The organism is Kitasatospora sp. NPDC001527, assembly GCF_040298605.1.
Lineage (GTDB): Bacteria > Actinomycetota > Actinomycetes > Streptomycetales > Streptomycetaceae > Kitasatospora.
In genome coordinates, this window is the sequence record NZ_JBEPAM010000083.1 from 1 (window position 1) to 19,951 (window position 19,951).

Annotated in this window: 11 protein-coding genes and 1 pseudogene; 4 read left to right on the forward strand and 8 right to left on the reverse strand. The window is 71.1% G+C overall.

The genetic code is table 11. From position 1 onward, the window contains the following. Both ABT238_RS37215 and pulA read right to left on the reverse strand, forming a co-directional pair. Positions 1-2,048: M4 family metallopeptidase (locus ABT238_RS37215; protein ID WP_350806368.1), on the reverse strand; the 2,048-nt coding region annotated here is incomplete at its 3' end. A 581-nt stretch (positions 2,049-2,629) separates the two neighbouring features. Next, positions 2,630-8,158, reverse strand: coding sequence for a pullulanase-type alpha-1,6-glucosidase (gene pulA / locus ABT238_RS37220; RefSeq protein WP_350806372.1), 5,529 nt, complete (start codon positions 8,156-8,158; stop codon positions 2,630-2,632). A 319-nt stretch (positions 8,159-8,477) separates the two neighbouring features. Here pulA and ABT238_RS37225 point away from each other — a divergent pair, with 319 nt between their 5' ends. Continuing rightward, positions 8,478-9,395 (forward strand): phosphatase PAP2 family protein, encoded by a 918-nt coding sequence (locus ABT238_RS37225; RefSeq protein ID WP_502891498.1) that lies wholly within the window; start codon positions 8,478-8,480, stop codon positions 9,393-9,395. Positions 9,396-9,455: 60 nt separating this feature from the next. Here ABT238_RS37225 and ABT238_RS37230 read toward each other — a convergent pair whose 3' ends face one another. Further along, complete coding sequence (locus ABT238_RS37230) at positions 9,456-12,488, reverse strand: bifunctional [glutamine synthetase] adenylyltransferase/[glutamine synthetase]-adenylyl-L-tyrosine phosphorylase (protein WP_350562442.1); 3,033 nt, start codon at positions 12,486-12,488, stop codon at positions 9,456-9,458. Between the two features lie 126 nt (positions 12,489-12,614). Between ABT238_RS37230 and ABT238_RS37235 the strand changes: the two genes are divergently transcribed. After that, positions 12,615-13,799, forward strand: a complete 1,185-nt coding sequence (locus tag ABT238_RS37235) for an acyltransferase family protein (RefSeq protein ID WP_350806377.1) — start codon at positions 12,615-12,617, stop codon at positions 13,797-13,799. Here the strand turns inward: ABT238_RS37235 and ABT238_RS37240 are convergent. The 3 genes and pseudogenes from ABT238_RS37240 to ABT238_RS37250 all read right to left on the reverse strand — a co-directional run bounded on the left by ABT238_RS37240 (position 13,766) and on the right by ABT238_RS37250 (position 16,983). Beyond that, entirely contained in the window at positions 13,766-14,977 is a 1,212-nt protein-coding gene (locus tag ABT238_RS37240; RefSeq protein ID WP_350562438.1) for a hypothetical protein, read from the reverse strand. The two genes, ABT238_RS37235 and ABT238_RS37240, sit on opposite strands and share 34 nt — an antisense overlap. Positions 14,978-15,157: 180 nt before the next feature. After that, positions 15,158-15,244: pseudogene (locus tag ABT238_RS37245) on the reverse strand (glutamine synthetase); the annotation flags it as partial. A 344-nt stretch (positions 15,245-15,588) separates the two neighbouring features. After that, entirely contained in the window at positions 15,589-16,983 is a 1,395-nt protein-coding gene (locus ABT238_RS37250; protein ID WP_350806389.1) for a hypothetical protein, read from the reverse strand. 331 nt (positions 16,984-17,314) lie between these two features. Here ABT238_RS37250 and ABT238_RS37255 point away from each other — a divergent pair, with 331 nt between their 5' ends. Together ABT238_RS37255 and ABT238_RS37260 are read left to right on the forward strand one after the other, a co-directional pair. After that, entirely contained in the window at positions 17,315-17,749 is a 435-nt protein-coding gene (locus ABT238_RS37255; protein WP_350806395.1) for a GntR family transcriptional regulator, read from the forward strand. A 28-nt stretch (positions 17,750-17,777) separates the two neighbouring features. After that, complete coding sequence (locus ABT238_RS37260; protein WP_350806399.1) at positions 17,778-18,323, forward strand: HD domain-containing protein; 546 nt, start codon at positions 17,778-17,780, stop codon at positions 18,321-18,323. Here the strand turns inward: ABT238_RS37260 and ABT238_RS37265 are convergent. Both ABT238_RS37265 and ABT238_RS37270 read right to left on the reverse strand, forming a co-directional pair. Then, a complete protein-coding gene (locus tag ABT238_RS37265) occupies positions 18,320-18,793 on the reverse strand; it encodes an NUDIX domain-containing protein (protein ID WP_350806404.1) in 474 nt (157 codons plus the stop codon). The genes ABT238_RS37260 and ABT238_RS37265 overlap by 4 nt on opposite strands. Next, complete coding sequence (locus ABT238_RS37270) at positions 18,790-19,563, reverse strand: helix-turn-helix domain-containing protein (RefSeq protein ID WP_350806406.1); 774 nt, start codon at positions 19,561-19,563, stop codon at positions 18,790-18,792. The genes ABT238_RS37265 and ABT238_RS37270 overlap by 4 nt, the downstream gene beginning before the upstream one ends. Positions 19,564-19,951: the final 388 nt, after the last annotated feature.

A 19,951-nucleotide genomic window follows, 5' to 3' on the forward strand; every position in this document is an offset into this window, starting at 1 on the left:
AGCGTGTCGGTGTGGGTCGAGCCGTAGCCGTTCAGCCACGCCTTCCACGAACCGCCGTGCGCCGCCTGCGAGGAGGAGTTGTCGACCACGCCGCTGGAGGCGGTCCACGGCGCGGCCGTGCCCGTCTCGAAGCCCGCGTTGCCGAGCAGCTGCGCCGGGGTGCAGCTCGTGTTGGGGTCGGTGACCGCCCAGGTGAAGCTGGTGGTCCCGGTCTTGCCCGCCGAGTCCTTGGCCGTCACGGTGACGCTGGAGTTGCCGATGGTGGTCGGGGTGCCGGTGATCACGCCGGTGGAGGCGTTGATCGACAGCCCGGCCGGCAGGCCGGTGGCCGAGTAGGTCAGCGCGCCGGTGCCACCGGCCGCCTTGATCGCCAGGTTGACCGCGGTGCCGGCCTTGGTGCTCTGGTTGCCCGGGTTGGTGACGGTCACGCCGCCCGGGTTCGGGGGCACGGTGCCGACGTTGACGCCCGCCCAGGCGGTGCCGACCGCGATCACCTCGGGGCTGCCCGCGCCGTAGAGGTCCTTGGCGGCGTTCTCCGTCGCGGTGCGCGCCGCGGCGTAGTTGGTGGTGGAGGTCATGTACGAGGTCAGCGCCTTGTACCAGATCTGCAGCGCCTTGTCCCGGCCGATGCCGGTGACGGTGACGTTGTTGGCGGTCGGGCTGTTGTAGCTGACGCCGTTGATCACCTTGGCGCCGCTGCCCTCGGCCAGCAGGTAGAAGAAGTGGTTGGCGACACCGGACGAGTAGTGCACGTCCAGGTTGCCGACGCCCGAGTACCAGGAGTCGGCCGAGCGGCCGTCCTTGGAGGGCTTGTCCATGTAGCGCAGCGGCGTGCCGTTGCCGTTGATGTCGATGAGCTCGCCGACCAGGTAGTCCGGGTTGTCCTTCGGCAGGTTGGCGTAGAACTCCACCGCGTTGCCGAAGATGTCCGAGGTGGCCTCGTTGAGGCCGCCGGACTCGCCGGAGTAGTTGAGGTTGGCGGTGGCCGAGGTGACGCCGTGGCTCATCTCGTGGCCGGCCACGTCCAGCTCGGTCAGCGGGTGGGTGTCGCCGTCGCCGTCGCCGTAGGTCATGCAGAAGCAGCCGTCGTCCCAGAAGGCGTTGACGTAGCCGGTGTCGTAGTGGACCCGGCTGAAGGCGCCGACACCGTCGTTGCGGATGCCGCTGCGGCCGAAGGTGTTCTTGTAGAAGTCCCAGGTGGCGGCGGCGCCGTACTGGGCGTCGACGGCGGCGGACTCGCGGTTGCTGGCCGCGCCGTTGCCCCAGGAGTCGGTGGACTTCGAGAACAGCGTGCCGTTGCCGGTGGTCCGGTTGCCCATGTCGGTGGTGTACTGACCGCCGCGGGTGCCGTCCTTGAGCTGGTACGAGGACCCGCTCTGGGTGGTGGTCAGCGGCACGGTCCCGACGAAGACGCCGTTGCCGGTGCCGGTCTTGATGCCCTCGACCTTGCTCAGCACGGCGCCGGTGGCGGCGTCGGTGACGACCTTGAGGCGGCTCGGGGTGCCGTTCTCCTGCTTGCCGGAGACGACGGTCTCCCAGGCGAGCTTCGGGGTGCCGTCGGCGGCCCAGACGACCAGGCGCGGGGCGGTGTCGAGCGCGGAGCCGGACTCGGCGGCCAGCGCGGCCTCCTGGGCCTTCGGCGCGGCGAGCTTCGGCGTGGTGTTGACGCCGCTCAGCACGGCGCTGCTGGCCTTGGTCACGCCCGTGGTGGCGCCGGTGGCGTCCTGGTGCACGATCAGGTCGCCGCCGAGCACCGGCAGGCCGGCGTAGGTGCGCTCGTAGCGCAGGTGGCGGGCGCCGTTGGCGTCCTGGACGACGTCCTTGGTGACCAGCTTCTCGTCGCCGGTCAGGCCCAGGGTCTGGGCGAGGCCGGCGGTCTGCTGGGTCGCCGAGGCGATCAGCTCGGCCCGGCTCGCCTGCTGCGCGGCGACCGCCGCCGGCGCGTCAGGGGTGGCCGCCTGCGCGATGACCGGGATACCGGTCACCAGCAGCGCGGTGGTAGCGGCCATGACAACCGCTGCCTTCCGGGCGTGGGCGTAACGGGACATGCGGACTCCTTTTCCGACCGCCGCGGGGTTCGCGGACGGTGGAGAGAACCTGGCCGCGGGGTTGCGACTCAGTGGGGGCCCCCGCCGCCGATACGCGGCGCGGGTGCGGTTGCGGAGCAAGGTGGTCGAGCGTTTTCCGGCAGGGGACGCGCTGTTCCTCACCTGGGACGGCTGCACCGGGAGGTGGGGCCCCCTCGTCTGCAGCCGGGGGAATCGTGGCAGCAAACGAGCCGTTAATGACAGATGCATGCCAGGGATTGGCCGATTAGCTACCGGCCCGTACATCCGTCAGGAGGGCGGCGGTGTTACGGCGGCAAGAACTTCCGGAGATCGTTTTCATTCCCGCCGAAAAGGTTTGATCACCTCCGGCGGGCACTGACCAGCGCTCAGGACCCGCCCCGGAGCCGCCCGGGGCCAGGACGGCGCGGGGCAGCGCCGGACGGACGCGGCACGTCACCTTTCCGGCCGTGCCATGGGCGGTTTTCGGACAAGTCCATACATTGAATGGAACCGAAAGCGCCCTGAAACGGTCCGGGCCCCGCACCGCCGGAGGCGGCACGGGGCCCGGGCCCCACGGTCCGTCAGCCCTGCACGAACACCGCCACGGTGCGGCCCGGCACGGTGAAGGTGCCGGTCGCGGCGTCGAAGCCGGCCCGCTTCACCACCGGATCGCCGCCCTGGGCCTGCACCCGGTGCAGCGCCTGGGCCGTCCCGGCGAGCGGGGCCACGGTCTGGCTCTGCGCGGTCGGGGTCGCGTTGAACACCACGGTGACGCCCTTCTCCGCGCCCGGCAGCCCGGTGCCGTCCAGGTGCAGGGTGATCACCCCGGGGAGCTCGCCGGGCGTGCCGGACAGCGGGTAGGAGAGCCGCTGCTGGACGGCCGCCAGGGTGGGCAGCGAGAACAGCGGCGAGGAGCGCTTGATCCGCAGGAAGTCCTGGTACTGCGCGCTCGCCGCCCGGATGTCGGCCGCGCCGACGGTCAGCCGCGGATCGGCCAGCAGGGCCCCGGCGGCCGGCCACATCTCCCGGTTGTCCGCCGCCGGCGGCAGGCCCCGGCCCCAGCCGTTGCCCTGCGCCGCGTCCCAGTGGATGGCGTTGAACCAGTCGCCGGAGTCGTAGGAGTTGGCGTCCAGCGACTTGGAGCGCAGCAGGTCGCTGCCGGCCTGGGCGAATCCCGGGCCCTGGGAGAGCGCGGTCAGCGACAGCGCCAGCGCCTGCATCCTGGCCCGGTCGGCGGGCGCGGTGCCGGGCGGCAGCTTGTACGCGAGCGCGTCGAACAGGTCGGCGTTGTCGTGCGCGTCCACGTACGCGACGGCCTCGCCGGGCCGGGCCGCGTAGCCGGTCGGGGCGCCGTTGTAGTCGACGTCCCCGCCGGTGACGGTCCGTCCGGAGCTGTCGGTGAAGGAGTAGCCGGCCAGGTTGCCGGTCAGCCCCACCTTCAGCTGGTCCATCTGCCGCAGCAGCCGGGCCTTCTGCTCCTCGGGGGTGCCGTTGTCGGGCGAGCCGTTCGGGTCGGTGAACAGGCCCGAGGCGAAGCCCTGCCGCGGCGCCGAGGAGAGCTGGAAGTCGCCGCCCCGGGCGGCGTCACGGATCCGGTCGTCGAAGGTGGCGATGCCGGTGCCGGCCATGTTCTGCTGGGTGGCCTGCTCGAAGCGGGCGCCGTTCGCGACCACGCCGAAGTTCCAGCCCTCGCCGTAGAGCAGGATGTTCTTCCCGTCCACGCCGTCCGAGGCCGGGGTCATCCGGCGCAGCGCGGCCTGCACGTCCAGCATGGTGGACTTCGGGTCCAGGCCCATCAGGTCGAAGCGGAAGCCGTCCACCTTGTACGCGCGGGCCCAGGTGGTCACCGAGTCGACCACCAGGCGGTTCATCATGGCGTGCTCGGGCGCGGTGTCGGCGCAGCAGCTGTCGGTGGTCACCTGGCCGTCGGCGTCCAGCCGCTGGTAGTAGCCGGGGACGACCCTGTCCAGCACCGAGTGGCCGTCCTGGCCCGCGGCGGCGGTGTGGTTGTAGACGACGTCGAGCACCACCCGCAGGCCGGCCGCGTGGATCGCCTGCACCATCCGCCGGAACTGCACGGTCCGCGCGGTCCCTTCGGGGTCGGTGGCGTACGAGCCCTCCGGCACGGTGTAGTGCAGCGGGTCGTAGCCCCAGTTGTAGGCGTCCTCGGCGGCGACCGCGGCCACGCACTCCTGCTGCTGCCGGCTGTCGGCGGCGAGCGCGGCGAGGTCGCAGGCGGGCAGCTTCTGCTCGGCCCGGTTCTCCCGGATCGTCGCGATGTCGAAGGTCGGCAGCAGGTGGACGGTGGTGACGCCGGCCCCGGCGAGTTCGCGCAGGTGCTTCATGCCGGCCGACTCGGACTCGGTGAAGGCCAGGTAGGTGCCGCGCTCGGCGGCGGGCACGGTGTCGTCGGCGACCGAGAAGTCGCGGACGTGCAGTTCCTGGATCTGCTCCCGGCCGAGCGGGACGGCCGGCGGGACGGCGTGGTCCTCCCAGCCCCGGGGCTTGAGCCGCTCGGCGGCGAGGTCGGCGACCAGGCTGCGCCGGGAGTCGGTGGACAGCGCGACCGAGTACGGGTCGGTGACGGTGTTGACCACGACCTGCTGGACGGACGGCGCCCAGACCTTGACCTGGTACAGGTAGTACCTGCCGTCCAGCTCCGCCCGGTCGCGGACCACCTCCCAGACGCCGGTCTCGTCGTCCCGCTTGAGCGGCAGGGTCCTCGGGGTGCCGCCGGTGGCGGTGTCGAAGACCTGGACGGAGACCTCCTGCGCGGTCGGCGCCCAGAGCGACAGCGCGACCTTGCCGTTGTAGTACGCCGGGCCGAAGTCCACCCGGCCGGTGCGGCGGGCGTAGAGGTCGTCGAGCACGCCGGGGATCTGCACGCCGGTGGCGGCCAGGACGGCGCCGCTGGGCAGGTGCTCGGTGAAGAGCAGCTGGGCGCGCAGCGCGGCGGGCACCCGGGCGGTGTCGCGCGGGTCGACGGTGAAGGCGCGGTAGCCGGCCAGGTGCGGGTACGCGGCCTTCTGGGCGTCGGTCAGCCCGCCCTGGACGGGCGCCAGCCGGATCCACCGCCCGGGCTTGCTCAGCGTGCCGTTCCTCTCGGCGCGGATGCCGCCGGCCGGGTCGTAGACCAGCTGGGCGCTGGTGCCGCTCGCCAGGGCGGCGTCCCCCGCGCCGTAGTTCGCCGGGACGACGACGGTCCTCGCGTCGATCCACTGCGCCTTGGCCGAGCCGGGGTCCAGCTGGGAGGAGGAGGCGGTCTGCGGCAGCAGGTAGCCCTCGCGGCCGCCGAGGATCCAGACCTCGCGGCCGGTGCCGGTCAGGTCGAGGGACTGGTCGTTCGGCAGGTCCTTGTCGTTGCCCCGGTGCAGGATGTAACCGAGGCTGGTCGCGCCGGCGGCGAGCGGCACCTCGAAGACGTCGCCGAAGGCGTCGCGGCGCACCGGCCGCAGCGGGTTGCCCCAGTCGGTGGGGGCGGCGGCCCCGGTCCAGGTGTGCAGGCCCCAGCCGTCGTAGTCGCCGTCGGCCCGGTTGTAGTGGAGGACGGCGGTGTTCGCCGGCGGGGTGTTCGCCGGGCCGGGATCGGCCGTGCGGACGGCGGGGTCGCCCTCCGTCACCCAGACCTCGCCGGTGGAGCCGAGGTCGATGTGCCGGTCGGCGTCGACGTCCTTGACGCCGTTCTTCTCCACGATGAAGCCGACGTCCGAGGCGCCGGGCCTGAGCTTCACGTAGGCGAAGGCGCCGTAGGCGTCCCGGCCGGTGAAGGGGTGCCCGGCCGGCCACGGGGTGCTCTCGCCGTCGGCGAGGTCGCCCCAGGCGTAGAGGTTCCAGCCGTCGTAGTCGCCGTCCTTGCGCTGGTAGTGGACGACCGCGTACGGGCGGGTGGTGGCGGTGGGCACCGGCTCGGGGGCGGGGGTGCCGGTGGTGAAGCCGCCGGTGGCGGAGCTCAGCCGGCCACCGGCGTCCTGGACGACGGCCTTGTAGCGGACCTGCGTGCCGGGGGCCACGCCGGCGAGGTCCTGGGTGACGGCGTAGGCCCCGGTGTCGGAGGTGCCGAGCACCTGCCAGGGCCGGTCGCCGGTCTGGGCGGCGAAGGTGACCCGGCCGAAGCCGCCGCCGGGCACCTCGGCGCCGACGGTGACGGTGCCGGTGGAGCCCTGGGCGGGCGCCTTCAGGGTGATCGCGGGCGCGGCGGCGGGGGCGGCGAGCTTCCCGGCGGCCTTGAGGACGACGGAGGAGAGCGCGGGCACGGTGACGGTGACCCTGCGGTCGGCGCCGCTGGTGGTCCGCTCCCCCGCGGCCGGGTGGATCCGCTCGAAGCCCTGGCCGGCGGAGAAGGTGTCCAGGGTGACGGTCTTCGCCTCGGTGGCGTTGTTGACCGCGACCAGGTACTCGACCTGCTGGGCGGCGTCGATCCGGGAGAAGGCGTAGACGCCCGGGCCGTCGGCGGCGTACCGCTCGATCTGGGCGCCGTCGGCGAGCGCCGGGTGGTCGCGGCGGAGCGCGGCCAGGGCGGCGATGTCCCGGTACGGCGCGCCGTCGCGGCCGTAGCGGTCGGCGGAGCCCGGGGCGCCGCCGAGCACCCGGTCGGTGTTGTAGGAGGGGGTCTGCGAGGCGAAGAGGTCCTGCCGGGCGTCCCGGTCGCCGCCGGCGCCGGTGAAGCCCTGCTCGTCGCCGTAGTAGACGACCGGCTGGCCGCGGGTGAGGAACATCAGCTCGTTGCCGAGCCGGTCCTTCTTCAGCAGGGTGGCCTCGTCGGCGCCCGGGTTGTCGGCGAGCAGGAAGGAGCCGAAGCGGCCCATGTCGTGGTTGCCGAGGAAGGTGGGCAGCTCGTAGGCGTCGGTGTCGGCGGTGGTGTAGCGGTGGTCCTGGGCGTAGAGGTCCGCGAGGGCGCGCGCCGAGCCGCCCTGCGAGGCGTAGGAGCGGGCGGCGTTCTGGAACGGGAAGTCGAGGGTGGCCTGGAGCCTGCCCTTGGTGACGTACGGGGCGGTGACCGCGGGGTCGCCGGAGTAGGCCTCGCCGAACATGAAGAACTTCTTGTTGCCCTGCTTGGCGGCGAAGTCCTTGAGCGCGGGCGCCCACTGCTGCCAGAAGGCCATGTTGACGTGCTTGACGGTGTCGATCCGGAAGCCGTCCACGCCGGCGTCCTCGACCCACTGCTGGTAGACCTTCTCGAAGCCCTTGACCACCTTGGGGTTCTGGGTGTCGAGGTCGTCGAGGCCGGAGAAGTCGCCCTCGGTGGCGGACTCGCCGGCGAAGGTGGAGTCGCCCCGGTTGTGGTAGAGCGCGGGGTCGTTGAGCCAGGCCGGCGTCTTGGCGGTGGCGTCGGCCGGCTTGCGGAAGACCGGGCTGTAGGGGAAGGAGTCCCTGGTGAGCTTCGGCCAGCCGGCCGCGGGGCCGGCCCCGGCGCCGGCCCCGGCACCGGCGAGCGCGGTCTCGTCGACCGGGTTGCCCTCGGCGTCCAGCACCGGGTAGGCGCCGGTGCTGCGGTAGCCGTACTGCTGCTGCCGGTAGTCGATGACGTCGGCGGTGTGGTTGGTGATGACGTCGAAGAAGACCTTGATGCCGCGCGCGTGGGCCTTGGCGATCAGCTCCTTGAGCTGCTCGTTGGTGCCGAAGTGCGGGTCGACCCGGGTGAAGTCGGTGATCCAGTAGCCGTGGTAGCCGGCACTCGCGTTGTCGCCCGTGCCCTGGACGGGCTTGTTCGCGAAGATCGGTGCCATCCAGATCGCGGTGGTGCCGAGGTCCTGGATGTAGTCGAGCCGCTGGATCAGTCCGGCCAGGTCGCCGCCGTGGTAGAAGCCCTTGTCGGCCGGGTCGAGGCCGTGGTCCAGGCGGGTGCCGACGATGCCACCGGTGTCGTTGCCCCGCTCGCCGTTGGCGAAGCGGTCCGGCAGCACGAAGTAGAACTGCTCGCGGGTGAGGTCGTGGCGCCCGGCGGTGGCGGCGAGCGCGGCGTCCGAGGGCGGACCGGGCGGGGCGGCGGCGAGCGCGGCCGGACCGGCGGTGCCGAGGGTGGCGGCGGTCAGCGAGGCCGCCAGCAGCACCGCCGTCCGGCCCGGTCTGCGGGGGATGCTCCGCCTGCGGCGGGGCGGGAGTTGGGCCACGGAGGACTCCCTTGCGGGGGTGAGGGTGGTCGGGTTGCCGAGACGCTAGCGGTCTGCAATATGTTTCAGCAAGATGCAGAAACTGTTTCGGGCAGGGACAATGCACCCCCTTCCGGTCTGCCCCACCCCCGATTGCGCCACCCCGCCCCTCCGGCATGACAATGGGTCGTATGCCCGTCCCACCGGTTCGCGCCAGACCCGATCGCACCCCCTCCCCCGGTGGGAGCCACCCCCTACCTCTCAAGGGGGACAGCCGGTGAAGAATCCACTTCCGGAGGATGAGCGGACGGCTACGGAACGTCTGGCAGACTTCTCGTCCATGGGGGAACCGACCGAGATCCAGCAGAACGGCGGCCGCATGCCCGACGGTGCCACCCGCGCGGCCCAGACCCGTATGTCCGCCCTACGCACCCGCGTCCGCGACCAGCGCCGTTCCCCGGCGCGACCGCGGATCTGGTTCGAGCTGGCACTGATCGGCCTCAGCTACTGGATCTACTCGCTGGTGCGCAACGCCGTCCCCGAGCAGGAGGCGGCGGCGCAGAAGCACGCCGGCTGGATCTGGGACCTCGAGAACTCCCTCGGGATCGCCGTCGAGCGCTCGATCAACCACGCGGTGGACGGCGTCGGCTGGCTGATCACCGGCATGAACTACTACTACGCGACGCTGCACTTCGTCGTGACCATCGGCGTCCTGGTCTGGCTCTACCGCTGGCACCCGGGCCGCTACGTCGCGGTGCGCACGGTGCTGTTCGTCACCACCGCGATCGCGCTGGTCGGCTTCTACTTCTTCCCGCTGGCCCCGCCCCGGCTGATGACCGACGGCGGCTTCATCGACACCGTGCTGACGCACAACACCTGGGGCTCGATGGCCTCCGGCCCGGCCACCCACGTCTCCAACCAGTACGCCGCGATGCCGTCGATGCACATCGGCTGGTCGATGTGGTGCGGTCTGACCATCTTCTTCCTGGCCCGCCGGACCTGGGTGCGGGTGCTCGGCCTGCTCTACCCGGCGGCGACCCTGGTCGTGATCGTCGCGACCGCCAACCACTTCTGGATGGACGCCGTCGGCGGTGAACTGTGCCTGCTGGTGGGCTTCCTCGCCGCCCGCTGGTTCTACCACACGTGGGTCTACCGGCTCCCGCAGGTGCCCGCCCGCGAGGAGCGGCCGGCCGCTCCGGGGCCGGTCACCGTCCCGGAGCAGTGGAGCGAACCCACCGTGAGCACCGTACGGCGCTAGCCGGCGGACACGAACGAGCAGAGGGGCCCCGGTTCGTCCGGGGCCCCTCTCGCGTTCCGCTCACCCGTAGAACAGCCGCTCCACCACCGACCGGGCCCGCCGGGTGGTGCGCCGGTAGTCGTCCACCAGCTCCCCGCTGTGCCCGACCCCGTAACCCAGGTAGCGGGCCACCCCCGCCAGCTCCCGGGCGTCCGCCGGGAAGGAGTCGCCCGGCCGCCCGCGCACCAGCATCACCGCCGAGCGCACCCGGGAGGCCAGCACCCAGGCCGCGTCCAGCACCTGCGCGTCCTCGGCCCCGACCAGCCCGGCCCCGGCCGCCGCCGCCAGCGCCGCCCTGGTCCGGGTGGTGCGCAGCCCCGGCAGCTCGTGCCCGTGCCGGAGCTGGAACAGCTGGACGGTCCACTCGACGTCCGCCAGCCCGCCCCGGCCGATCTTGGTGTGGGTGGTCGGGTCGGCGCCGCGCGGCAGCCGCTCGGCCTCGATCCGGGCCTTGATCCGGCGGATCTCCAGCAGGTCCCGCTCAGGCACCCCGGCGCCCGGGTAGCGCAGTGGGTCGATCAGCTGCCGGAACCGCTCCCCCAGCCCGGGGTCGCCCGCCACCGGCTCGGCCCGCAGCAGCGCCTGGCTCTCCCAGGCGTGCGACCACCGCCGGTAGTACGCCGCGTACGAGACCAGCGAGCGCACCAGCGGGCCGTTGCGCCCCTCCGGGCGCAGGTCCGCGTCCACCTCCAGCGGCGGCTCGGTGGACGGCGCGGCCAGCAGGGCGCGCAGTTCGAGGCAGACCGCCTGGGCGGCCCGGGCGGCGTCCTCCTCCAGCGAGCCGAGCAGCGGCTCGTGGACGAAGAGCACGTCCGCGTCCGAGCCGTAGCCCAGCTCGTGCCCGCCGAACCGGCCCATCGCGATCACCGCGATCCGGGTCGGCAGCGCGCCGTTGCGGGCCTCCCAGCCGGCCACGCAGGCGCGCAGCGCGCCCTGCAGGGTGGCGGCGTTCAGCGCGGTGAGCGCCTCACCGGCCGTGTCCAGCGCGTGCGCCGGGTCCTCGCCGAGCCGGCCGAGCACGTCGGCGGCGGCCGTGCGGAACAGCTCGCGGCGGCGCACCGAACGGACGGCGGCCACCGCGGCGGCGGTGGAGTCGGCCCGGCCGACGGCGGCCAGCACCTCCCGCTCCACGGCGGCCCGCCCGCGCGGCACCAGGCCCTGCGGGTCGCCCAGCACGGCGACCGCCTCAGGCGCGCGCAGCAGCAGGTCCGGGGCGAGCCGGCCGGCCGAGAGCACCCGCGCCAGCTGCTCGGCGGCGGCGCTCTCGTCGCGCAGCAGCCTCAGGTACCAGGGGGTGCGGCCGAGCGCGTCGGAGACCAGACGGAAGTTGAGCAGCCCGGCGTCCGGGTCGGCGGAGTCGGCGAACCAGCCGAGCAGCACCGGCAGCAGGGTGCGCTGGATGGCGGCCTTGCGGCTGACCCCGGAGGCGAGCGCGGTGAGGTGGCGCAGCGCGGCGGCCGGGTCGGCGTAGCCGAGCGCCTCCAGCCGGGCCCGGGCGGCCTCCGGGCGCAGGCCGGCCGCACCCGGCGGCAGTTCGGCGACGGCGTCCAGCAGCGGCCGGTAGAACAGCTTCTCGTGCAGCCGGCGCACCTCGACCGCGTGCCGCTTCCACTCCCGCTGGAGCGCGGCGACCGGGTCGGCCCGGGTGTCGTCGTTGATCAGCGGGGCGAGCGAGCGGGCGAGCCGGCGCAGGTCCTCCTCGCCGGTGGGCATCAGATGGGTGCGGCGCAGCCGGTGCAGCTGGATCCGGTGCTCCAGGGAGCGCAGGAACCGGTAGGCGGTGTCCAGCGAGGCGGCGTCGGCGCGGCCCACGTAGCCGCCGCGGGAGAGCGCGGCCAGCGCCTCCAGGGTGTTGCCGCTGCGCAGCGCCTCGTCGGTGCGGCCGTGCACCAGCTGGAGCAGCTGGACGGAGAACTCGACGTCGCGCAGCCCGCCGGGGCCGAGCTTGAGCTGGCGGTCCAGCTCGGTGGCGGGGATCGAGTCGATCACCCGGCGGCGCATCTGCTGCACGTCGGCGACGAAGTTGTCCCGGGCGGCGGCCTGCCAGACCATCGGCGCCAGGGCGGCGGTGTACGCCTCGCCGAGCTCCGGGTCGCCGGCCACCGGGCGGGCCTTGAGCAGCGCCTGGAACTCCCAGGTCTTGGCCCAGCGCTGGTAGTACGCGACGTGGCTGGCCAGGGTGCGGACCAGCGGGCCGTTGCGGCCCTCGGGGCGCAGGTTGGCGTCGACCGGCCAGATGGTGCCCTCGCCGGTGGTGTCGGCGCACAGCCGGGTGAGCGCGGCGGCCAGCCGGGTGGCGGCCTGGACGGCCTCCTGCTCGTCGACGCCCTCGCGCGGCTCGGCCACGTAGATGACGTCGACGTCGGAGACGTAGTTGAGTTCGCGCCCGCCGCACTTGCCCATGCCGATGACGGCGAGCCGGCAGGCCGCGGCGGCGTCCGGGTCCTGGGCGCGGGCCAGGTCGAGGGCGGTCTGCAGGGTGGCGCCGGCCAGGTCGGCGAGTTCGGCGGCGGTCTGGGCGAGGTCGGTGGTGCCGGTGAGGTCACGGGCGGCGACGGCCAGCAGGCAGCGGCGGTAGGCGATCCGCAGCGCGTCGGCCGGGCGGCCGGCCGGGTCGGCGGCGTCGGCGGCCACGGCCTCGGCGAGCGCGCGGCGGAAGTCCTCCGGGCCGGGGTGCATGTCGCGCAGTTCGAAGGTCACCAGCACGTGCCAGTCGTGCGGGTGGCGGGCCAGGTGGTCGGCGAGCGCGGTGGAGGCGCCGAGCACGCCGAGCAGCCGGTCGCGCAGCGGCTTGGAGGTGGTGAGGGTGTCCCGCAGGGTCCGCCGGTCGGCCGGGTCGGCGGCCTCCAGCAGCCGGGACAGCCCGAGCAGCGCGAGGTCGGGGTCGGCGGTGGCGGCGAGCGCGTCGAGCAGCAGCGGGTCCGCCGCGAGGCCGTCCAGCGCCGGTTCGGCGAGCAGCCGCAGCGCCCGCGCCGGGTCGGTGAACCCGCGCCGCACCAGCCTGATCTCCGGCCGGCTCACCCGGCTGCCGGCCCGCTGTTCCTCCACCGTCATCGCCCCTCCGTCCGTCCGCCCCAGCAGGCTACGCGCCCGACCCCCGCCGTGCCGTCCGTGACCACGCGCCGGGCGTGCTCGTTCACCCGGCGTCCGTCCCTGCCCGCCCCTCCCCCGGAGCGTCCGATGCCCAGCCGTCTGCCCTCGCTCACCGGGCTGCGCTTCTGGGCGGCGCTGCTGGTGGTGCTGTACCACCTGTCGCGCAAGGTCGGCGAGCTGCCGCTGCTCGGGCCGCTCGCCTGGTACGGGCGCTCCGGCGTGACCTTCTTCTTCGTCCTCTCCGGCTTCGTGCTCGCCTGGACGTACCAGGGCTCGCCGGTCCCCGCCCGGTCCTTCTTCCGCCGCCGCTTCGCCCGGATCTGGCCGCTGCACGCGCTGGCCACGGCGCTCTCGCTCGGCGCGGACGCCGTGCTGGGCCGGGCGGTCCTCGCGGTGGCCGCGCTGTGGTCGCTGCCGCTGCTGCACACCTGGGCGCCGGAGACGGTGCTCGGCGGCAACCCGGCGTCCTGGTCGCTGGGCGCCGAGGCGTGGTTCTACCTGCTGTTCCCGCTGCTGCTGCGGGTGCTGGCACCGCGCCGCCGGTGCTGGCTGCCGGTGGCCGCCGGGTGCGCGGCGCTGGGACCGGCGCTCTGGGCGGCGGGCGCGCTGCTGCCGGCCGATCCGGCCCTGCGCGGCTGGCTGCTGGACTACCTGCCGCTGACCCGCACCCCGCAGTTCCTGCTCGGCGTGGTCACCGGGCTGGCGGTGCGGCACGGGCTGCTGCCCCGGGTGCCGCTGGCGGCCGCCGCGGCGGCGGTGGCCGGCTGGCACGCGCTGCTGGTGCCGTGGCACGCGGCCGTCCCCGACACCCTGTGGTGGGGCCCGTACAGCGCGGCCCAGCTCGTCCCGGCGCCGCTGTTCGCCGCCCTGCTGGCCGCCGCCGCCCGGCGCGACCTCGGGCCGGGCGGCGGACCCCGGCTGCTGGCGGGGCGGTGGGCGGTGCGCCTCGGCGAGTGGTCCTACGCCTGGTACCTGGTGCACGAGATCGGCATCCGCTGCTGGCTGTGGACGGTCGGACGGCCGTCCGGGACGGCGGCGCTGCTCGCCGTGGAGCTGCTGCTCGCCGCGGTGACCCTGGCCTCGGCGGGCGCGCTCTACCGGTGGGTGGAGCGCCCCTGCGAGCGGCTGCTGCGCGGTGCCCCCGGTACTGCCCCCGGCGCCCCGGCGGCACGCGGAACGCCGCTGCCGCACTCCCCGGTGCGGGTGGTGCGGCAGCGGCGCCGGTCGGTGACGCGGGATCAGCCCTCCAGCGAGCCGTCCAGGTTCACGTAGGCGTAGAAGACGCCGAGGTCGTAGCCGTCCTCGTCGGTGTCGAACTTGATGGTGAGGCTGGTGTCACCGTTGCGCAGGTACGGCGAGATGTCCCAGCGGTTGGAGTCGTAGCCGAAGTTGTTGCGGTAGTACGGGGTGCGGACGAACTGGTCCGCCGGGGTCAGCTCCTCGATGGTGGAGTTGAACGCGTCGTTGGAGGCGTGGTTGAGGTCGCTGAAGATCGCCTCCGGCCCGGTGGTGGACTTCACCGCCAGGGTGTCGCCGGTCCACTTCAGGTCGCCGTCGTAGACGACGAAGCCGAGCTTGCCGGCGAGCTGCCCGGTGGCCGGGGTCTGCAGCCCGGTGAGGTCGAACTGGCGGGCGGGGCTGTTCGGCAGCTCCACCTGGAAGCCGTCCCACACGTGGATGTGGCGCAGCGGCTTGCACACGTTCTCGTACGCGATGACGATCGTCCAGCCGCCCCAGCTGTGCGGCTTCACCACCGAGTCCATGTTGGCCACGGTGTAGCTGCCGTTGCCGGCGCTCTTGACCAGGTCGGTGATGTCGGCGGAGGCCTGGTAGCTGCTCTCCTCGCTGGTGGTGATGTACCCGATGGACGGCTGGTCGTTCGCGATGTTCCGGTACTGGCTCTCGCCCGGGACCTTCAGGTAGACCTCGTCGATCTGGCTCTCCGGCAGCACCGTGTCGCCGATGCCCCGGGTGCCGCCCCAGTACAGCCGGGCGTACTTGACCTGGGAGCCCTCGATCAGCCCGAGGTCGGCCGAGCTGGCCGAGTAGATCGCGTCGCCGAGCGGGCCGATGCTGCCCGGATCGATGTTGACGTACTTCATCTGGTAGTTGTTGTTGATCGGCCTGCTGCCCGCCCCCGTCCGGGCCTCCACGCACGACGGCTGCGCCGGGTCGACCGGCGGCTGGGTCTCGTCGCAGGTCATCAGGCTGTTGCTGATCCGCGTGATGGACCCGTGGAAGTCACCCTCGAACCGCGTGGTGAACGGCAGCGGGTTCTCGGAGATGGTGTCGGCACGCAGCTCCGGCCCGGTGGGACCCGAACCGCGGGCGTCCGCGATCGGCGAGGAGAGCAACTGTCCGGCGACGGCGGCAACGGCCACCCCCGCGATCCCGACCCGGCGGGCGAGCAGGCGGGCGGTGGCGGCACGGCTGACGATGGAGGAGGGCATGGGGTCCTCTCAGGGGAAAGTGGATCGATCGATCCCGCTTATCGGATCACAACGCAACGTCACAATCCCCTCACATACAGCCATCGGTGAACGTGCCAACCCAAACGGCGGGCCCGCCGTCATCCATTGGAACGACGGCGGGCCCGTTCACCCTTGGCGCGACACCGGTCTCCCGCGGCCCTACAGCACCTGCAGGTTCTTGCGCAGCTCGAAGGGGGTGACCTCGGAGCGGTACTCCTCCCACTCCTGCTTCTTGTTGCGCAGGAACTGATGGACGGCCGATGCCCCCGCTGAACCACCCTCACCCCACCGGCGGAGGCCCGCCACAGAGCGGTCAACAGTGGGCGCTATCGGCCGCCAATGGCCACCCCCGCACGGCCCACAGGCGGCCCAAGGGCGGACGCCGGCTCTGCCAGGATTGACCGGCCCCCGTACTGGCCGCCCACCGCCCGGGGCTGCGGCCCACCGCCATACTCCCCCCGATCTAGCGCGGCCACGGCACGCCCGTGGCTGTCCGCCGAATTCCGGGTCAATTGTGACTCAGTTCGCACTCACGTCCACAGCAAGTGGAGAGCCTTACATAGTGCCATCGACCCTCCACCGTTCCGGGGTCAGCCACCACGTGTCTGAATGCTCAGAATGACCTCGTAGGCCAGGAGGCGAACGAGTTCAATGTCCGGCCAGAGCGACTCAGCTTCATCGCTCTGCGGCAACAGTGCGGGGACGCTATCATATTTCGGATCATCCTTGGCATGGACGATACGATTTCTAATTCTATAGACACGCTCTGCCACTTGACTGGCCAGCGGCGTCTGCCGGTTTTCAAGGTTGATATTTTCCGAGATGCCCTTAATCGGCCCCACCTTGGTGAAATGCTTCTCCCAGTCATCCTCGAAGAACTCGCGCAATTTACCGGGCCGGACAAATTCATCAATAAGAACCTTGAGCTGCGCCGATTCGGACGCAGCTGCGGCACTTTCACCAACAGCCAACAGGCGCATGAGGTGTCGATCCTGGCGGCGATCGAACAGAGGATCGGAAAGCTCGACCTTCAGCAGGTTCAGCGCGCTCCTGCGCCCCGCCAGCGGAAAGAAGCTTTCGAGAATTTGATAGTAAGACAGAAAGGCGAGCGGGGGATTTCCAGTGGCGCTTCCCGCAAATCCAAAAAGGACCGAGGTTTCCGGATTTACTCTAATTTCCGGATAACGGACCGTCTTTACGGGATCGCGCGTGATCGACGAGCGTCTCCGTTCAGCCCTACTGCGCCACTTGACGGGGCGCAGAATTACATGGTTTCTTACGTCTAGCTCATAGAGCAAGGAATTCAGGAGCGGCTCGAAGCTCTCTTCGATCTCTGTCCGCGACATCTTCTTTCCGAAGATCGCGCGAATCGACAGAACGTGTCGCGGGCTCTCGCGGTATCCATAATTGGACAGGATGTGACATGCCGGAGAGGGGCCGGAAATCTGAAGGCAAGCATCTTTCCCATGGAGCCGAATTTGAACCTCTTCAGAGCCCTGCTGGATCCGATACAGGCGGAGCGATGGAAAGCCAGCCTCGCTGCACCCATTTGGGCAATCTACGTCACTGTCTGAGCTCAGGACAGACAGGCGCCTGACGAGAAATGTTGTAGGCATTGACGAAGCCTGATTTGGTCGAACCAGTACCTCAATATATCCTTGCTCGGGAATTACGATTCCTGCGAGGCTTGTGCAGGATTCCACCTTTCCCCGAAGCTGAGTGGAGAGTACTTCACAGTACTCCTTGGGCAGGTGAACCTCCAAGGAAAGTCGACCCCCCCACTTGGAGTTCGCCTTAAATGCGAGGGAACTATTCATTATCCCCAGGAGGCCGAAACCCATCTTGTCGAGCTTCTCGACCAGGAGCGTCTCCAATGGCTTCTCTTCGGGATTCTTTGGAGTTCTTCCACCTTCCACTTCGTCCTCGCGAGATGCATCTAGCGCCTCGTCTGCCCAAACGTCGTCGTCGTCGTCGTGCTGCGCCATGGCTCCCCGCTTAGGCCAACTGGGTGGACGGACACAGCTTACGGGCGGGGGTCCAGCGACCGCAGTCAAGCCGTCCGCCACACTCCGCACTCGGGAATCTCATTGACACGCTTGCCTTGCAATGGCTCTGACGTGCAGCCATGGACCTTCGACGTCGACCTCAGCCCTCTTCGACGGCAATGTCGTCGACCGCCATCTACCGCACACGAGGGCCTCTGCGCACAGAGCGGCCCCACAGCTAGAAAGCCCTGCGGGCTGACCCTGAAGCTGGCCGCTGCGTGGCACCGTCGTCCATCCTGTCTAGGTACCAGCCTTACGAGAGGAGCGGCCAGTGCCCGAGCGAAGTCCGCGCGGCACGTACCTTCGGATTGCCGACGCCCTGCGCGCCACGCTCAGTGGCGATGCGACAGTCGCATCGCTGCCATCAGAAGCGGGCCTGATGAAGACGTACGGCGTCGCCCGCACGACTGTGAAGCGTGCGCTGGACGTGCTCGCCACAGAGGGGCTGATCCGGTCAAAGCCCGGTGTCGGCTGGGTCGTCGTGGGACAAGAGGAGAAGCCGGCGGTGCTCGATCAGATCACCGCGTTGGCCGCGAAGCTCAGCATCGGAGACCCGTTCCCCTCAGAACTGCAGCTGGCCAAGGAGACCGGGGCGTCCCGGGGCACCGTCCGACGCGCCCTCGCACAGTTGGAGGGCGCCGGCGTTCTGGAAGTGCGTCACGGGAAGGGCCGGCACGTCCGAGCGCTTCCCGGCGATCAGTCCTGACCACAATCAACGAGGAGCAGATACAGCCGTGTGGGCATACGAGCTTGCCGAGTCCCTCCTGTCCACTGACCTTCCCCGCCGCTGGTCTCACTCCAAGGGGGTGGCCAACAAGGCGCGCACCCTCGCCAGCATCCTCGGCCCGGACGCGGAGCTGCTGGAGGCCGCCGCCGTCCTGCACGACGTCGGCTACTCGCCGCAGATCGTCGACACCGGATTCCACCCGCTCGACGGCGCGCGGTTCCTGCGCGCGGAGAACGTCGACGAGCGCGTCGTGCGGCTGGTGGCTCACCACTCGTGCGCGCTGCTCGAAGCGGAGGAGCGCGGCCTGCGGCAAGAGCTGGAGGTGGAGTTCCCGCTAGAGGAGCCGCACCTGGTGGACGCGCTGATCTACTGCGACATGACGACGACGCCGGACGGCACACCGACGACGACGCCCGACCGGATCGCGGAGATCGTCGGCCGGTACGGGCCCGACAGCATCGTCGGCCGGTTCATCCGGCGAGCCGAGCCGGAGATTGACGCGGCCGCACGCCGGATCGACAGCCGGCTGATTCAAGCTCGCGCCACGGCCTAACCGATGTGCGGCTGCACCCGGGTGGCATCCAAGCCGTGCGTGATCCGGAGCCGCATGGACGGGTGAATGTCCAGGTCGTCGAGGTCCGCTGGGTCGACCCAGCGGACCTCCTTCGACTCCGAACTCGTCCGTAGTTCGCCGCCGACAGGCCGGGCCCTGAAGCAGATGGAGAACTGCTGGCGGACCTCCCCGTCGTCGTACGCCATGACGTGCCCCGGGTCCGTATACAGGCCCACGACGGAGTCGACCTCGACGTCGATTCCCGTCTCCTCGCGCACCTCGCGGACCACCGTGTCCGCGACGGATTCCCCGATGTCGTGGCCGCCGCCGGGAAGCGCCCAGTGGTTGTTGTCGGTCTTGTGAATCAGCAGCAGGCGTCCCACTCCGTCCGTCACCACCGCGGTGACGGACGGCACGACGGAGTTCGCCGGCGGCGCGGCCGGGTCGTGGAAGTAGTCGATCCGGCTCATACTGCGGCCTCACTTTCGAGCTGGGGCGAGGTGATGGTCCGGGAGCCCTCCCAGATGCGTTCGATGCTCGCCGCGTACGTACTGAACAGCTCTCCACCGGGCACCTGCGAGAGGTGCAGAACCGGGGCCAGATAGGCGCCGACCCCGTAGACGTGGCCGTTGACGAGCAGGTCGTCGTCGGCGCGGTAGAGCGAGTTGTAGAGCGTCGTCGAGTGGAGCCTGAACTCGACTCCGGGGATCCCGAACAGCGGCGCGTAGTTGGCCAGCGCGTTCCGGATCTTGCCCGCCATAGCGGGCCCGATCCCCTCGTCCTCGCCCCGCTGGGCCACCCCGGGGCTATCGGGATTGCCCAGCATGAGCCGCACGGGCACGCCTGCCTGGGCCTTCTCTCGGATGAGCCGGAAGAAAAGCGGGTCCTCGGAGAGCCAGAAGCCCGCGTAGACCACCAGGTCGAAGTGCCGCGTGGCCTTCGCGTAGAGCGAGGTCCACAGCTCCTTCGGGACGACTGCCCGGTGGGGGTAGAGCTTCACCAACTCCGCCCGGCCGGCCTCGGCCGTTGCGCTGCTGGTCTGCTCGTCAGGCCACAGCTCTGACAAGTCCCGCTGCAGCAGGTTGGCGAGCGCATACTGGAAGCGCCGGTAGGGCCGACGCCCATCTTTGGCCTCCACCCACCGCTCTACCGTCCGCGGGCTCGTTCCTAGCCGTTCGGCGATCTGCTCAATCGTCAACTTGCTGGCGAGGATCGCACCTCGCAGCCTCTCGTTGGCCATCGCGCCCTCCCCTGGACGACGTTGCGGCGCTTGGACGATCTGGGACGACTCGACCGTAGCGAAGTCGGAGCGTAGCCGTCCAGGCGCGCCGTGTTCCGACGGGGCTGGAACGCCGAATCTAGTGATGCGCGGTCGGGAATCACCGGCCGAACCAACCGAAGGACTTGACGCAGCGTCGGCTTATCGTCATCGTAAGAGACATGTTCAACATGTCTCGCATGGCGAGGCTGGCGAACTGAGAGCCCTTCTTTGGGCTGCCTTGAGCTGCACAAACGTACGATCGACAACTCCACAGCGTGATCCACCACCGCAGTCCGTCCGTGACCACACCAGTCGGGGTGAGTGGAGACCAGTCGGCAGAGAAGGGGCGCACGCCCTGACACCTCGG

Bases quoted from the DNA above. Each gene is read 5' to 3' on its own strand.
- ABT238_RS37225 (WP_502891498.1), top strand. From the start codon at position 8,478: ATGGGGGAACCGACCGAGATCCAGCAGAACGGCGGCCGCATGCCCGAC.
- ABT238_RS37230 (WP_350562442.1), bottom strand. From the start codon at position 12,488: ATGACGGTGGAGGAACAGCGGGCCGGCAGCCGGGTGAGCCGGCCGGAG.
- ABT238_RS37235 (WP_350806377.1), top strand. From the start codon at position 12,615: ATGCCCAGCCGTCTGCCCTCGCTCACCGGGCTGCGCTTCTGGGCGGCG.
- ABT238_RS37240 (WP_350562438.1), bottom strand. From the start codon at position 14,977: ATGCCCTCCTCCATCGTCAGCCGTGCCGCCACCGCCCGCCTGCTCGCC.
- ABT238_RS37250 (WP_350806389.1), bottom strand. From the start codon at position 16,983: ATGGCGCAGCACGACGACGACGACGACGTTTGGGCAGACGAGGCGCTA.
- ABT238_RS37265 (WP_350806404.1), bottom strand. From the start codon at position 18,793: ATGAGCCGGATCGACTACTTCCACGACCCGGCCGCGCCGCCGGCGAAC.
- ABT238_RS37270 (WP_350806406.1), bottom strand. From the start codon at position 19,563: ATGGCCAACGAGAGGCTGCGAGGTGCGATCCTCGCCAGCAAGTTGACG.